At 67.6% G+C, this 14,433-nt stretch carries 12 protein-coding genes and 1 pseudogene; 5 read left to right on the plus strand and 8 right to left on the minus strand.

The genetic code is table 11. From position 1 onward, the window contains the following. The first annotated feature begins 39 nt into the window (after nt 1-39). Nucleotides 40-951: a DUF1559 domain-containing protein gene (locus tag R5W23_RS06065; protein WP_320685562.1), complete on the plus strand. Its 912-nt coding sequence runs from the start codon at nt 40-42 to the stop codon at nt 949-951. Nucleotides 952-956: 5 nt separating this feature from the next. Then, the gene (locus tag R5W23_RS06070) at nt 957-1,934 is read left to right on the plus strand and encodes a WD40 repeat domain-containing protein (protein ID WP_320685563.1); all 978 of its coding nucleotides are present in this window, start codon (nt 957-959) and stop codon (nt 1,932-1,934) included. 35 nt (nt 1,935-1,969) lie between these two features. Here the strand turns inward: R5W23_RS06070 and R5W23_RS06075 are convergent, their stop codons facing one another. The 3 genes from R5W23_RS06075 to R5W23_RS06085 all read right to left on the minus strand — a co-directional run bounded on the left by R5W23_RS06075 (nt 1,970) and on the right by R5W23_RS06085 (nt 4,518). Continuing rightward, nucleotides 1,970-2,464, minus strand: coding sequence for a glutathione peroxidase (locus R5W23_RS06075; RefSeq protein ID WP_320685564.1), 495 nt, complete (start codon nt 2,462-2,464; stop codon nt 1,970-1,972). A gap of 414 nt (nt 2,465-2,878) precedes the next feature. After that, nucleotides 2,879-3,487 (minus strand): Maf family protein, encoded by a 609-nt coding sequence (locus R5W23_RS06080; RefSeq protein ID WP_320685565.1) that lies wholly within the window; start codon nt 3,485-3,487, stop codon nt 2,879-2,881. Next, complete coding sequence (locus R5W23_RS06085) at nt 3,454-4,518, minus strand: glycosyltransferase family 9 protein (protein ID WP_320685566.1); 1,065 nt, start codon at nt 4,516-4,518, stop codon at nt 3,454-3,456. The genes R5W23_RS06080 and R5W23_RS06085 overlap by 34 nt, the downstream gene beginning before the upstream one ends. 242 nt (nt 4,519-4,760) lie before the next feature. On the opposite strand from R5W23_RS06085, the gene R5W23_RS06090 reads away from it, so the two are divergent. Beyond that, nucleotides 4,761-5,588 carry a hypothetical protein gene (locus tag R5W23_RS06090; protein ID WP_320685567.1) on the plus strand — a complete coding sequence of 276 codons (828 nt, stop codon included), beginning with the start codon at nt 4,761-4,763 and terminating at the stop codon, nt 5,586-5,588. 300 nt (nt 5,589-5,888) lie between these two features. Here the strand turns inward: R5W23_RS06090 and R5W23_RS06095 are convergent, their stop codons facing one another. From R5W23_RS06095 to R5W23_RS06115, 5 genes are all read right to left on the minus strand, one after another. Continuing rightward, nucleotides 5,889-6,158: a hypothetical protein gene (locus tag R5W23_RS06095; RefSeq protein ID WP_320685568.1), complete on the minus strand. Its 270-nt coding sequence runs from the start codon at nt 6,156-6,158 to the stop codon at nt 5,889-5,891. Between the two features lie 101 nt (nt 6,159-6,259). Further along, the gene (locus R5W23_RS06100; protein ID WP_320685569.1) at nt 6,260-7,108 is read right to left on the minus strand and encodes a class I SAM-dependent methyltransferase; all 849 of its coding nucleotides are present in this window, start codon (nt 7,106-7,108) and stop codon (nt 6,260-6,262) included. 1 nt (nt 7,109) lies between these two features. Continuing rightward, entirely contained in the window at nt 7,110-8,126 is a 1,017-nt protein-coding gene (locus R5W23_RS06105; RefSeq protein ID WP_320685570.1) for a glycosyltransferase family 2 protein, read from the minus strand. A gap of 299 nt (nt 8,127-8,425) precedes the next feature. Next, nucleotides 8,426-9,844 (minus strand): sulfatase family protein, encoded by a 1,419-nt coding sequence (locus R5W23_RS06110; RefSeq protein WP_320685571.1) that lies wholly within the window; start codon nt 9,842-9,844, stop codon nt 8,426-8,428. 523 nt (nt 9,845-10,367) lie between these two features. Next, on the minus strand, nt 10,368-11,306 hold the full coding sequence (locus R5W23_RS06115; RefSeq protein ID WP_320685572.1) for a DUF1559 domain-containing protein: 939 nt from the start codon (nt 11,304-11,306) through the stop codon (nt 10,368-10,370). Between the two features lie 693 nt (nt 11,307-11,999). On the opposite strand from R5W23_RS06115, the pseudogene tnpC reads away from it, so the two are divergent. Then, nucleotides 12,000-13,423: pseudogene (gene tnpC, locus R5W23_RS06120) on the plus strand (IS66 family transposase). Nucleotides 13,424-13,626: 203 nt separating this feature from the next. After that, nucleotides 13,627-14,283, plus strand: coding sequence for a hypothetical protein (locus R5W23_RS06125; RefSeq protein WP_320685573.1), 657 nt, complete (start codon nt 13,627-13,629; stop codon nt 14,281-14,283). The last annotated feature ends 150 nt before the right edge of the window (nt 14,284-14,433 follow it).

Here is a 14,433-nt window from a genome sequence, read left to right on the forward strand (position 1 = left end):
ATCCTCACGCCGTCTAATTTCGGGCGTGAGGGTTACATCATGTCATTTAACGCCCGCCGGGCCGGGTTCACGCTGATCGAGCTGCTGGTGGTGATCGCGATCATCGCGATTCTCATCGGCCTGTTGCTGCCCGCCGTCCAGAAGGTGCGCGAAGCGGCGGCGCGGCTGAAGTGCCAGAACAACTTGAAGCAAATCGGCCTAGCGATGCACAGCTACCACTCCCGCACCGAGCGGTTCCCGGCCGGGTTCACGTCGGGCGCGCCGTCCCTCAACGCCGAGGGCACCGGCCCCGGGTGGGGTTGGGCCGCGGTGCTGCTGCCGGACATCGAGCAGGACAACCTCGCCCGCACCATCAACTACGCCCTGGACATCCGCGACCCCGCGAACGCCGCGGCCCGGGTGCGCCCGCTGCCGGTGTTCCTGTGCCCGTCGGACAACCCGCCCGGCGCCACGTTCAACGCGGTGGACGAGAGCGGCGCGGTGCTCACCTCCGTAGCGTTCGCGAACTACGTCGGGGTGGGCGGCACGTTCGAGGTGACCGGCTTCCCCGACAGCGGCAACGGGGTGCTGTTCCGCAACAGCAAGGTTCGTGTGGGCGACATCACCGACGGCACCAGCAACACGCTGATGGTCGGTGAGCGGGCGAGCCGCCGGTCCCCGCAGACGACGTGGGTGGGCGCGGTGACCGGCTGCGCGAACCCGCCGGTGAACCCGAACTACGAGTTCGAGGGGCCGCCGACGCTGTGCCTGACGAACACCGGCGAGGCGGCCGACGGGCGGGTGCCCAACAACCCGCTGGACCACGTCGAGGACACCAACAGCAACCACACCCAGGGGGTCAACTTCCTGCTCTGCGACGGGTCCGTGCGGGTGATCCAGAACACGATCAACCCGGTGACGTGGGAGCGGCTCGGCACCCGCGCCGGCGGCGAGGTGGTCGGGGACTATTGAGCCACATGACCACCGCACACGCTTCGCTTGCGCGCCGGGCGCGGCTCCCGGTCGTGGCACTTGTTCTGCTCGCCTCGGCCGGTGCCGGGGCGTGGCTGTTGTGGCCCCGCGGCCAGGAGCGGGTCAGCCTGAGCGCCGGGACCGGCGCGCGGGTGGTCGCCGTGTCGCCCGACGGCGCGCTGATCGCGGCGGCCGGCGACACCGGCGCGGTCCGCGTCTGGGCCGCGGGCGCGACCGCCTCACGGTTCACGCTCGACGGGCACACCGGGAAGGTGTCCGGCCTAGCGTTCGCCCCCGACTCCAAGACACTCGCCTCGTGCGGCGAAGACCGCACGGTGCGCCTCTGGGACGTCACGACCGGCGCCCCGGGGGCGGTCGTGACGGCGTCCGAGGCGGCGGTGCTGTGCGTGGCGTTCGCCCCGGACGGCAAGACGCTCGCCTCGGCCGGGAGCGACCACCTCGTCTCGCTGTGGACGGCCGCGGGCAAGCCCGTCCGGGTGCTGAAGGGGCACACGCGCCGGGTTCACGCGCTGGCGTTCGCTCCGGACGGCAAGACGCTGGCGTCTGCCGGCGAGGACGGCGGCGTGCGCTTGTGGAACTGGCAGACCGGTACCCCAACGGGGCAACTGTCGGTCGAGAAGCACCGGGTCCACGCGCTGGCGGTTTCAGCCGACGGAAAGGTGCTGGCGGCGGCGGCGACCGGGGGGCCGCGCTGGTGGAACCTGGGCGACCGGTCCGAGCGCCCGAAGGTCGCCGCGGTCGGGGGCGCGCGGGCCGTGGCGGTCGATCGCGACGGCACACTCCTGGCGACCGGACACGAGGACGGGAGCGTGAAACTGTGGGGGGCCGACGGCTCTGAGGTGAAGGCGCTGAGTGGTCACCGGGGGCCGGTGTTCGGCGCGGGCTTCACACCGGACGGCAAAACGCTCGTGACCGCTAGCGGTGACGGCACCGTGAAGTTGTGGGACGTACCCGCGAAGTAGGCGGCGCCGGCCTCGGCGCCTCGTCGCTCATCACGTCACCCCAACAGCTTTTCGATTTCGGCTTCCAGTTGTTGCGGGCCGGTGGTCGGGCCGTGACGCGACACCACGTTGCCGTTCCGGTCTACGAGGAACTTGGTGAAGTTCCACTTGATGCCGCGGGTGCCGAGCGTGCCGCGAGCGGCGTCCTTGAGGTGCTGGTACAGCGGGTGGGCGGCGCTGCCGTTCACGTCCACCTTCGCGAACATCGGGAACGTCACGTCGTACTTGAGCGAGCAGAAGCTCTTGATCTCCTCTTCGTTCCCGGGCTCCTGCCCCATGAACTGGTTGCACGGGAAGCCCAGCACCGCGAGCCCGCGGTCCTGGTACTTGCGGTACAGCTCTTCGAGCCCCTTGTACTGACCGGTGAAGCCGCACTTGCTGGCGACGTTCACCACCAGCAGCACCTTTCCCCGGTACTGTTCGAGGGTGGTCGGCTGGCCGTCGATGGCCTTGACCGGGATGTCGTAAACGCTGGTGGCGGTGGTGCTCATAGCGCGTCTTGAACTGGGGCGCGGGCCTTTGGGCCGCCGAACGAAGGCGAACCAAGAACCGCAAACGTGATCCACATAGAAGGGAACCGGACCCGAGTGGTTCCCTTACATTTCGCAACCCGTCAACGAACACGTAAGCCCGTACCGGGGCTGCAGTCCCACCGGACAACCGGGTCCCTACCGGGCGTGCCCTTACACGTGAAGCGCCGTCAAGTTCCCATAGCCCGCACAGCCGGGATTCCGGCAACAGAACCGACGCAGGTCGTCCACGACCGATCCCAGCACGCGCGGGAAAAGCACTACCGAACGGCGCAACCATTTGCCACGCATCACTAGCCACGTGCAAGACGAACAGGACACTACCCGACGCGTGTAGGACACCACCTTGCGATATAAAACAACGGTAAATCTCGCTCAAGCAGGGACCATTAAGCTTCTCGCCATCCACCCCAGCGCCTTCTCGAGCGACTCCATCGGGAGCCCGACGACGTTGCTCGCGCTCCCGGTTTCGATCGTCAGGTAGGGGTCGTGCGGGAACTCGATCGAGTACGCGCCGCTGCACCCTTCCCACTTGCGCGTCTTCAGGTAGGCGTCGATTTCGGCGTCCGAGAGCGGGGCCATGCGGACGAGGCTGCGTTCCTGCCAGCAGAACTGAAAGTCCGACGGGCGGTGCCACAGGCACACCCCGGTCCAGAGTTCGTGAACGGTGCCCGACAGGGATTTGATGATGCGCCGCGCGTCCGCCTCGTCTTCGGGCTTGCCCACGACTTTCCCGTTCAGCCACCCCACCGTGTCGGCGGCGATGACGAGCCCATCGGGCTCCTTCCGTGCGACCGCTTCGGCTTTGAGCCACGCGAGTTCGCCGACGTAGTGTCGGCAGTCGCCCAACCGGGCCTCTGTGGGCTCGTCGATGTTGGACGGCTTCACCTCGAACGGGTACCCGGCTTGCTCCATGAGCCAGCGGCGGCCCCACGAGCCGCTCGCGAGGATCAGGCGGAACGGGAGCTGCGCGCGTGCTGCCATGTGTCGAGAACCTCTGCCAGTTTGGGCCACAGCCGGTCCGCGGTCAGGTCCGGCAGGCAGACCATGTTCGGGCACTTCTTGATGTAGCTCCCGCCGCACGACACGGCCGTTTCGACGCAGTTCGCGGCTTGCGCGTACGGCCCGTGGGACGCCACCTTGGTGCAGAGGTACGGCGCCACGCACGGCACGCCCAGCGCCGCCGCGAGGTGGAGCGGCCCCGTGTCGTTGCCGACCATCACATCGGCCAATGACAGCGCGGCCGACAGGCGCGGGAGCGAGGTCCGGCCGGTGAGGTCGAGCGCGGGGCCGCGCAGGCCGGTCATCACCTCCCGCGCGGCCGGCGTGTCCTCGTGCCCGCCCACAAAAATCGCGGAACCGCCGAAATGCGACTGCGCGCGGTTCAGCAACTCCGCGAAGTGCGGGGCGGGCCAGCGCTTCGTGACCCACTTCGCCCCCACCGCGACCGCCACCCACGGGCGCGGGAGCGTCATCAGCTCGGCCCGCGCCGTTATCCGCTCGTCCGTTCGCACCGGCACGCGGAACGTTTTCGGCAGGTGCCCGACGCCGAACGCCTCCGCGACGGCCCACATGCGATCGACCGCGTGCCCCTCCGTGCGCGCGGGCGCGGCCAGTTTGTGCGTGTAGGCGTACCGGCTGCCCTCGCGGGCGTTGCGAAACCCGACCCGGCGCGGGGCGCCGCTCGCCAGGGCCATCAGCCCGCTGCGGAACAGCCCCTGCATGTCGATAACGATGTCGAACTGCCGGCGCCGCAGTTCCGCGGCGAAGCCCCACGCGGCCGCGAGCCCGCCACGGAGCCCCTTGAACGCCCCCCGATCGAACGGGAGCGTGTCGGTCAGGTCCGGGTGGCCGGCGATGAGCGGCTCAAGGCTCGCGTTCACGACCCAGGTGATGCGCGCCACCGGGAACCGGGCGCGAAGGGCCGTTAAAACCGGGAGCGCGTGAACGATGTCGCCCAGCGCGCTGGGCTTGATGATCGCAATCCGCCGTGCGTTGATCTGGTCCAGCGTCATGGCTGGCCTTTCCTGAAACGACCACTACTCAGGGGATCCGGGCGCGGTAGTGTGCCCACGTGGTGCGTCGCGGGCAAGACCGAATCGCGCCCCGCACCACCAGCATAGCTTGCGCCGCCGGCACTTTCGGCACGCGCCGCCGCGCATACCGAAAGTGCCGGCCCCTTTGCCCCCCGGCGCGTTGACCGGTCCGCCGATTCGGACGACAGTACAATGTGAACTGCTGTCGAGGTGTGACCATTATGACGCTGGCCGAAACCAACCTGCGCCCGACGGTACCGGAAGCAGGCACGCGCACGGCGTTCCTGGTGGTGGCCGGGGCGAGCGTGCCCGACGGGAAGTTGCTGGCATCGGTACGGCACCCGGGCGAAGACCTCGCGCCCGAAGACGCCCTCCGGCGCGCCCAGGAGTCGAACGAGCCCATCCCGGTGAGCTTCCAGACGCCGGTGGCGGTGTGCGTGCTCCGGGTGGCCCCGGATTTCACCCTGCTCAACTTCAAGTGCCTCGACGCGCCGCACTTCCGGCCGCGGGAGATCGTGAACCAGTTCTGGTTCGGGGTGACGCACTACAACGCCCGGCTCGTCACGTTCAACGGCCGGGCGTTCGATCTGCCCCTGTTGGAGTTGGCGGCGTTCCGGTACGGAATTCAGGCCCGCGACTACTACCTCGCGCGCGACCGGTACCGGGGGCCGATCGACCTGTCGGACTGGCTCACCAACTCCGGCGCGTACAAACTGGCCGGCGGTCTCGACGTGCTGGCGAAGCTGATCGGCACGCCGGGCCGCCTGTTCTCAGCGCCGGCCGACGGAATTGCGGGGATCAACGACCGGTGCCTGTGCGACGCCCTCGACACCTACTTCGTGTTCCTCCGCACCCGCGTGATGACCGGCGACATCACCTCCGACCAGGAGGCCGCGCTGGTCGCCGGCGCGAAGGCGCTTCTCAGCACGAAAGTCGCCGAAGCCCCGGTGTTGGGGGCTTACCTCGCGGCGTGGGCCGCGGCTCCGGGGCGCGGCCCGACGGCCGGCGGGGCTCCCGAACCGGCAGGGGCCGATGCAGGAACCCCGTGACGCCGGGCTCAGCGAGCGGGGGGCGAACCGGTGCCGGGTGCGTGACTCGCGTTGAGCGGCCCTGTGACGCCCGGCACACGGGTTTGCGGGGGCGCCGGTGGCGGCAACTCGACCCGGGTGAACGGGTTCGGCAGAAGCGCCCGGGCGGCATCGGATCGCGTCATTCGGTGAACGTAGCGGCGGTCGTATTTGCGCATGGCTCTTGTTCCTGGTGTGGGGCGCACACCAGCGCGACACGCGCCGGCGGTGCGCGGGTAAGAGTTCGGGTCATAACGAATAGAGCGGGGGTGGGGGCGAACGCTACTCGCGCCAGACGCAGTGCCGGACGTGTGTACGGACGGGTTCGTTATGGGATCGGTCGGCCGGAGGCCGGACCGTGAAGAGGGGGAGCGGGACGATCGCGCGGGGCCGCGCGACGTGATCTGTGGCCGCGGAAACCGCCGGGGCGTCCGGGCGAGTCACCTCTTGCGGCTCGGCACCGTCGGGCTCGCCGCCGAACGCCGGTGCCGGCGCGGCCGCCAGGAGCAGCCCGAGCAAGAACGTGCAGAGAATTCGCAGTAACGGCGCCATCGGGACCGCCCCGGGGTCGTGAGCCGGCCGGTGCGGCCGTGCACCGAGTTATACGCCCGCCGACCGCCCATCTTTACCGCTCTCGGCCCGATTTCCGGCCGTCACTTCCGGCGTAGCACCCACGCGTCTTGCGGCGGGTTCCCCTTCGCGCCCTCGCGAGCGTGTTCCAGCACCTCGAACCCGTCGGCCAGCACCCCGCGCACGAACGCCGGCGGGTGGAACACAGCGCAGTGATTCGTTCCCGCCAGTTCCCCAGAACGTACCACCAGCCGCCCCGCCCGGTAATCGGCGCGTTCGGCCCGGTTCAACTTCCCGACCAGCGCGTCGCCGTGCAGCGAGACCACCAGCAACCCGCCCGGCTTCAGCACGCGGCGCAGCTCGCGCATCCAGTGGAACTGAAGCGGCTGCGGCAGGTGCGTCAGCACTGAGAGCGCGTAGGCGACATCGAACGAGCCGGCGTCGTAATCGAGCGACGATTCCAGCGCGTTCACCGCGAACCGGGCGGTCGGGAGGTGCTCGGCGCACCACTCCACCCCCACCGGGTTCGAGTCGCACCCGTGCAGCGCCGCGGGCAGGTGCGTCAGGTGCCGGAGCACGCGCCCGCACCCGCACCCGAAGTCGAGGACCGCCTCACATTCTTCAAGCGCCACGCCGTTGCGCGCCAGCAGCGCCGCGAGCGAATCGGCGGCGCGCTTGCCGGCGGTGAGGAACCACTCCGCGTCGCCGGTCCCCGCGACCATCAGCCGCAGCACCTCGGGCGGGAGCGGGGGCGCGGCGCCCGGTTCGGTACGGGCCGGGCGGGCGCCGGAGCGGGCCTTCAGCCGGTGGTTCTCGCCCGCGAGCCGCCAGCATTCTTCGGTGAGTAGCCGGTTCTCGCGCTCCCGAGCGGTCAGCGCGTGGGCGAGTTTCGACAGCCCGGGGACGAACCGCAGCAGGTCGCGGGTACGCATGTCACGCCTTCCAAAAACGGAGCAGCTCGCGGCGCAGGAACGCCCACAGCCCGCGGGCCGCGACCAGACTGTTGTGCGCCTTCGCCCGCTGCCCGGTGGCCCGCCGCCAGACCGCCTCGACGAGCTTCTGGGTGAGTTGAAGCGGGGCGTCGATGGTCACCAGGGCCTTGTACGCGAAGAGCGCGAGCGGGCCGGTGCCGCACTTGCGGAAGTAATGCACGTAGCCGATCGCCACGTTCGGGGCCGCGAAGTTGATGTTGGTGCGGCCCGCCGCGCGCCCGTAGTGAACGATTTCCACGCTCGCGGCGTACAGCACCGGCCCGAACCGGCTCACCTGCGTGGACAGGTCGATGTCCTCGACCCCGAACCAGTAGGCCTCGTCCCACCGCCCGACCCGGTCGAACACCGTGCGGGAGAGGAACACCGCGGCCCCCATCAGCACCTCGACCTCGCGCGCCTTCATGGGGTCGAACGTGTCGCGGCGGTATTCGTAGTATGCGCGGCGGAACAGCCCGGTCCAGCGCAACAGGGCGATCCGGTGCAGCAGCGCGGCGAGCGTCGGGCGGCGCCGGTACGAGATCTGAAACTCGCCGTCGGCGCCGCGCAGCCGCGGGCCGAACATGCCCGCACCGGGGTTCGCCTCCGCGAGGTCCAGGAACCGCCGGAGGGTGTGTTCGGGAACGAGGGTGTCGTTGTTCAGGAAGAACAAGAACCGGCCGGTCGCGACCGCGGCGGCCTGGTTGCTGGCGCGCGCGAAGCCGTAGTTCTCGGCGTTGCGGATCAGGACCACGTCCGGGAACTCGGCGGCGACCATGTCGGCCGCTCCGTCGGTGGACGCGTTGTCGGCAATAATCACCTCGAACCGGGCGCCCTGGTCCTGTTCGAACAGCGACTGAAGACAGCGCCGCAGCAGTTCGATGCAGTTCCAGTTGGCGATGCACACCGACACGTCCGGCCCGTCCGGCACGGCCGGGCGGGCGACGCGGGGTTCGAACGGTGCGGTGCGCACCTGCGACATGAGCGCTTCCTGCGTTCGGGGTCGATCCTTCGGTGCAGACGGGGGGTTCTACCACTTCTGCGGAAGCCGTGTCAACCGCGACGCGCAGGCGGCGAAAGAGTTGTGTGTGCCCGCGGACACGGGCGGTTCGACCGTGGGTTGTCAAACCACCAAGCTACGTGATCCGGCTGGTAGTGCCTGTTTCTTGTGACACAGATCTGTCTGTGCAACCTTGTCGCGCCGCACAGACAGGAATGTCTGTGCCACAAAGATATAGCCAAGGCGAATCGCCTTCCGCGCCAGAACCACGCCACGCGGCGTCACTTCGCGTCGGTCGAGCCGAGTTCCTTGCGCAGCGCCGCCATCTTCTCCTGAAGCTCCTTCACCGTCCCCTGGAACGCCGGCCGGTTCGCGAGGTTCACCCGCTCCTCGGGGTCTTTCTCCAGGTCGTACAGCTCGTAGGCGTCCTTGAACTTGAACGGCGGGTCGTAGTAGTGGATCAGCTTCCACTTCGTGGTGCGGACGCCGCGCTGCTTCTCCACGTTGTGCGACGGGTCCGGGAACTCGAAGTACTCGTAGTACCACGCCTCGCGCGGGGCCATTTCTGGCGGCAGCGGTCCCGCCGGGGTGGCTCGCGCGAACGGCAGGATACTCCGCCCCTGCATCGCCTTCGGCGGCGCCCCGCCCGCCAACTCCAGCACCGTCGGCGCGATGTCGGGGTTAATCACCATTGCGCTTGGTTGGGAGCCGGGCGGAACACATTCCTTCGCCAGCGCCTTGGGGACCTTCAGAAGCAGCGGCACGCGGACCGACGGCTCGTGCATGAACCGCTTGTCGAACCGCTGCCACTCGCCCAGGAAGAAGCCGTTGTCGGAGGTGTACATCACCGCGGTGGTGTCCGCGATCTTCTGCTCGTCCAGCGTGTTCAGCACTTTGCCGACGTTGTCGTCCACGCCGGTGATGCACCGCGCGTAGTCGCGGATCATGCCGTCGTAGTCCTTGGTGTCCGGGTACTGCCCGATCATGTTGGCGGCCTGGAGGAACGCCCGCGGCTTGCCCTGCCCCGGGTCGTCCCAGAGGGCCGGCCTTTTCACCGCCGCGCCGGCGTACAACTCCTTGTGCCGCGCCGCCGGCTGCCACGCCCGGTGCGGCGATTTGAAGAACAGGAACAGCGCGAACGGCTTGGCCCGCGGCTTCTTCACCCACGCGAGCGCCTTGTCGGTGACGACATCGTCGATCCAGCCGTCGTAAGGTTTGTCGGGGCCGATTTTCCCGTCCGGCCCGCTCTCCGCGATCAAGGGCTTCAGGTAGTTGCCCTGCCCCTGGAAGCCGAAGTAGTAGTCCCACGTCTTGTCGCGAAAGTGCCCCGGAACGTGCGACTTCCCGCAGAACGCCACCTCGTAGCCGAGTTTCCGCAACTCGTCGGGGAGCCACGGGGCGTTGGGGTTGAGCGTCGTGCCCATGTTGTCGCGGACGCCGTTGAGGTGCGAGTACTGACCGGTCATCAGGGTCGCGCGGCTCGGGGCGCACAGCGCGTTCGTCACGAACGCATTCGTGTAGCGAAAGCCCTCCTTCGCGATCCGGTCCATGTTGGGCGTTTTCAGGAACGGATGCCCGGCGCACGACATGTAGTCGTGCCGCTGGTCGTCGGTCATCATGACGACGATGTTCGGCCGGTCGGCCGCGAGCGCGGGTGCCGCAAGCACCACGAGCGCGAGTGCGGACAGGATCGAGCGCATATCGACTCCGGGAACCGTAATCAGGGCCGCTGCGGTTGTTCAGGGGCGGTGCCCGTGCCACCTGCTCCGATGCGGCGAGCCCGAGTGTATCGCGGCGCAAGCCGAGGCACACGGCGAATCGCGTTTTCGCCCGTTGTGTGGAAGGAGTTGGTTCGGCGCTTCAACGGCGAAAGTGCAAGAGCGTCGTGATGAGGTGCCGGTTGGCAATATGCCCGCGGGTGTCGCAAGGAGGAAAGGACCGGGCGCCGGCCGCGAGCAACCTGCGGCCGGCGGAAGTTCACTTTTTCGGGGCTGGGAGGCGGCCGCCCTTCTTGGCCCCGGCTCCGGAGTCCTGAACCGGAGGCGCATTCACCCCTGCTGCCGGGGTCGGGTCCGAACCGCCGCACCCGGACAAACCGGCCACGCCGACCACACACACGAGAACTAGTAGAGCCGTCCTCATAACGTCGTCTCGAAAGGAGCAATACGGAAACGAAATACCGCCCCGCGGTCTGAAGCCACGGGGCGGCGTGAGGGGTCGAACTCAGTTCAAAGTGAACACTTCGCCGCCGGACCGCGTCGAGAGCGCCGGCAGGATGCCGTTGTTCGCGTAGGTGATCATCCGGGCCGACCCGTCGGCCATAAGGAACTGGGCCCCGGCGGTGTGGAAGCTCCAGTAGTGAGCCGCGTCGCACCCGACGTTCGGGTTACCCGTCTGGAGCCCGACCTTTTGGGCCATAGTCGTGGTGTTACAGCCGTAGTTGCTGTTGAAGTAGTTCGCGATGGCGACGTCGTTCGAGGTCATCACGCAGTCGCCGTTGCCCTTGCCGTCGTACCCGTAGGCCGCGAACCACCACCCGAACTCCAGGTTCGAGTTGGGCGGCCGCTCGCCGACCAGGAGCGTGTTGCTGGTGCCGTCCGAGATCCCCACCAGCGTGACCTTCGAGCCCATGTACAGCACCCCGTCGTTGGACGCGGAGGTGGTGCCGGAGTTCCCCAGGTACCCGGTCAGCGCCTGGTCGACGTTGAGGCCGGCGGACGCACCGGGGTACGACACCGGGCCGCGGGAGTCGGCCGGGCACGTGTACAGCTTCATCTTCAGGGCCGCGGTCGGGTTGTTCCACGAGTACGTGTTCGACGCGTTCTGCCACGCTTTGGCCTGCTTGTAGGCGTTGTCCTGCTCCATGTACGGCAGGATGTAGCCCTGCCATGACCACGCCCCCTCGTACGGGGACACGTTGTAGCTCGACCACGGCGACTGGCCCTGCGGGAGCACTTGGTTGGCGTCGTGGAACGAGTGCAGCGCGAGGCCCATCTGCTTCAGGTTGTTGATGCACTGGGTGCGGGCCGCGGCCTCGCGCACCTTCTGCACGGCGGGCAGAAGGAGCCCGATCAAAATGGCAATGATGGCGATGACGACCAACAGCTCGATCAGCGTGAACCCGGCGCGCCGGCGCCTATTCCTTGAAAAGGAACGATTCATGAACGAGTCTCCGCGAGCCGCGCGTCGAGGGGAGAAGGGTGACGGCGCGGGTCGACCTACCGGTATAGAACCGGCAGAGTAGGGTAAAAAAGATTGGACTGTTGAGCGAAGGAGATAACGGGCTGTACCACGAGACGCGAGTATGCCTCGGGTAATAACCAAATCTACACGAACTGATCGGCGTGTCCAGCGAGTTAACTTTTTTAATTTTTGCGTGGCGCCAACGTTTAACGAGGAGTGAGGGTAAAGCCTGGGTCGCTCGTGTCACCCCGTTCGCGGGATCGCGTCCACCGGCCCGTTGCCGCCGCACGTTCTGCCGGTGGCCACCTCAACGACCCTCCGGGCCGCCCCGCTTGCCAAATGAGGGCCGCACGGCCGCACGACTCGATTCGGGCCAATGCCCTGGAATCCCAAGCGCGATGGGGACGAACGGGCATCAAGACGCGGTGCCGGTGTCTCGTCGTTCTCTGGTCGAATCACAAGTCGGCGGCGCACGGCGTCAGTCCGCATATGTACCAGACCCATCACAACACATCGACATTTATGATTGTAATTTAACGGCGCGAGCCAAGTCCGTTGACCGTTACTTGGTAACCGTTCACGGGGTGCGGGCCGTGCATTTTTCCGGTCCTTTTGAGTCGATTTTGCGCGGGGTTGTCTCAAGAGCCGGTGTTCCGTAATCGAACGCACGCGATGACACCCGTTCCTCAAGCACCGGAGTTGCCGAGTGATATGCCGCCTGCGGTGGTGGCGTACATTCGCGCGCTGGAAGTCACGGCGCGCGCGTTGGAAGCCACGATCACGACTCTCCAGGCGAAGATCACCGACCTCGAAGCCCGTCTGAATCAGAACTCGTCGAACTCGTCCCAGCCCCGTCGTCCGATGGTCCGCAGGTGAAACCGGCCCCGCCCAAAAGCCCCTCGGGGAAGCGCCGAGGCGGGCAACCGGGGCATCCCAAAGCCGAACGCACCGTTCTGCCGCCCGATCAGGTGCACGCCCTCAAGCCGGACGCGTGCCGTGGGTGTCGGTACCCACTGACCGGGGACGATCCGAGCCCGCTCGTTCACCAGGTGCACGAGATCCCGGTGATCCGGCCGCACGTGGTCGAGTACCGGTGCCACCGGCTCAAATGCCCCCAGTGCGGAACCACCACCACCGCCGCGATGCCCGCAGGCGCGGTTACCGGGTACGGGCCCCGAGCCCAGGCCGTGTCCGCCATGCTCACCGGGTCGTGCCGCCTGGGCAAGCGGGCCGTGAGCCGCCTGTTCGAGGACCTGTTCGGGCTGCCGCTGAGCCCGGCTCAGGTGTGCAAGCTCCAGCATCGGACCGCGCACGCCCTGGCGCCGATCGCGGATGAGGCCCTCACGTACACCCGTGGGCACCCGGCCAACGTGGACGAGACGGGCTGGAAGCAGGGGCATCAGCGGGCGTGGCTGTGGGTCGCGGTAACCACGCTGGTGGTGGCGTTCCTGATCCGCCGGACCCGGAGCCGGAGCGCATTCGACGACCTGCGGGACGGGTCCACCCAGGTGCACACGACGGACCGCTACCCGGTGTACACGCACCTGCCGGTGCACCGGCGGCAGGTGTGCTGGGCCCATCTGCGACGGGACTTCCAGGCGATGGTCGATCGGGCCAACACGGGGTCCGGGCTCGGGACCGACCTGTTGGCCGGTTCGGACGAACTGTTCGAGCATTGGTACCGGGTGCGGGACGGCACGTTGGCCCGGTCCACGTTCGCTCGCGTATACGCTCCCGCGGTGCGGGCCCGGGTCCGCGCGCACCTGGAGCGGGGCGCCCGGTGCGGGTGCCCCAAGACGGCCGCCGTGTGCCGCGAGTTGTTAGCCGTCGAGCCGTCGCTGTGGACGTTCGTCCGGGTGCCCGGGGTCGAGCCCACCAACAACGCGGCCGAGCGCGAGGTGCGCCACGCGGTGTGTTGGCGCAAGACCAGCTTCGGCACCGACAGCGAGACCGGGAGCCGGTTCGTGGAGCGGATCCTCACGGTCATGGCCTCGTGCCGACGCCAGGGCCGCAACGTGCTCGCGTTCCTTACCGACGCCGTCACCGCACACCGCACCGGGGCAACCCCACCAACCCTGATCCCGGTCCCGACATAACAACCATCGGTGATGAGCCCGGCTCTCGTCGGCTATTGAGATACATCCATATCAACTGTGAACGCTTACGTTACTTGAGTTCGACACATGGGGTGATCCATATACGCGCCGACCATCTGCATTATCACTCACAATATGTACGACTCTCATTGGCCAGCGATTCGCATTCATAAAGAATCAGGCGCCGCATGATTGATGCGATGATGTACCGGCACACGCTCGGCTCCCGCCGCGGAAACGGCACCGGGCAGTTGGCACGCACCTGTTCTTCACAACCCCTGAGCGCCCCGCGCGATACACTGCCAGCGGCAGCGCCGGTGTATTCGACAACGAGGTGGCGATTGATGCGGACTTGCAAGACGATTCGTTGTGCCGGGGCAACTGCTGTTGCGATGATTCTTTCGGTCGGTTGCGGTTCCAAGCCGGGCACGCCGACCGCGGCCGGGAAGGCGGTCGAGGGTCACGCAGCCGGCGAGCCGAAACCGAGCGGTGCGGTCGCGGACCAGAAGGCGAACGCGAACGCCGGCGGAAACGAGACCAAAAAGGCGTTCCTCGATCAAAAGAAAGAGATACCCGCCAAGAAAGAGTGGACACGGGAGATCACGTCCCGGCGGGGCGGTACGGTCACGTTCCGGATCACCGCACCAGGGCCGTTCGCCGCGACGGTCGTGACTGACCGGGCTTACAAAGCGCTCCAGAGCGGACAAAAAGGCAACAAGGCAGACATTTTGCTGACGGTCGACTCGAAAGAGCCGGTACTCGAGATGTCGCTGACCGTTCCCGCCGGATCGTCCTGGTTTATCATCGAAAACCAAACCGACCAAGCGGCCGAGATTCGTCTCGAATGTTTCCAGCCATGATGGGAAACCGTATCGAGCGATGTGCGATCCGGTCTTCCGCGACCGTACCGACGGCGAGATCGGACGGCCCGGCGCATGTCCTTGATCGTGGCAAGGAACCGTTGGAGCCCTGCCAGCAACGTCGGTGGCGTCGGACGAACCGCCTCGCCG

The organism is Gemmata algarum (assembly GCF_034097035.1).
Classification (GTDB): Bacteria; Planctomycetota; Planctomycetia; order Gemmatales; family Gemmataceae; genus Gemmata; species Gemmata algarum.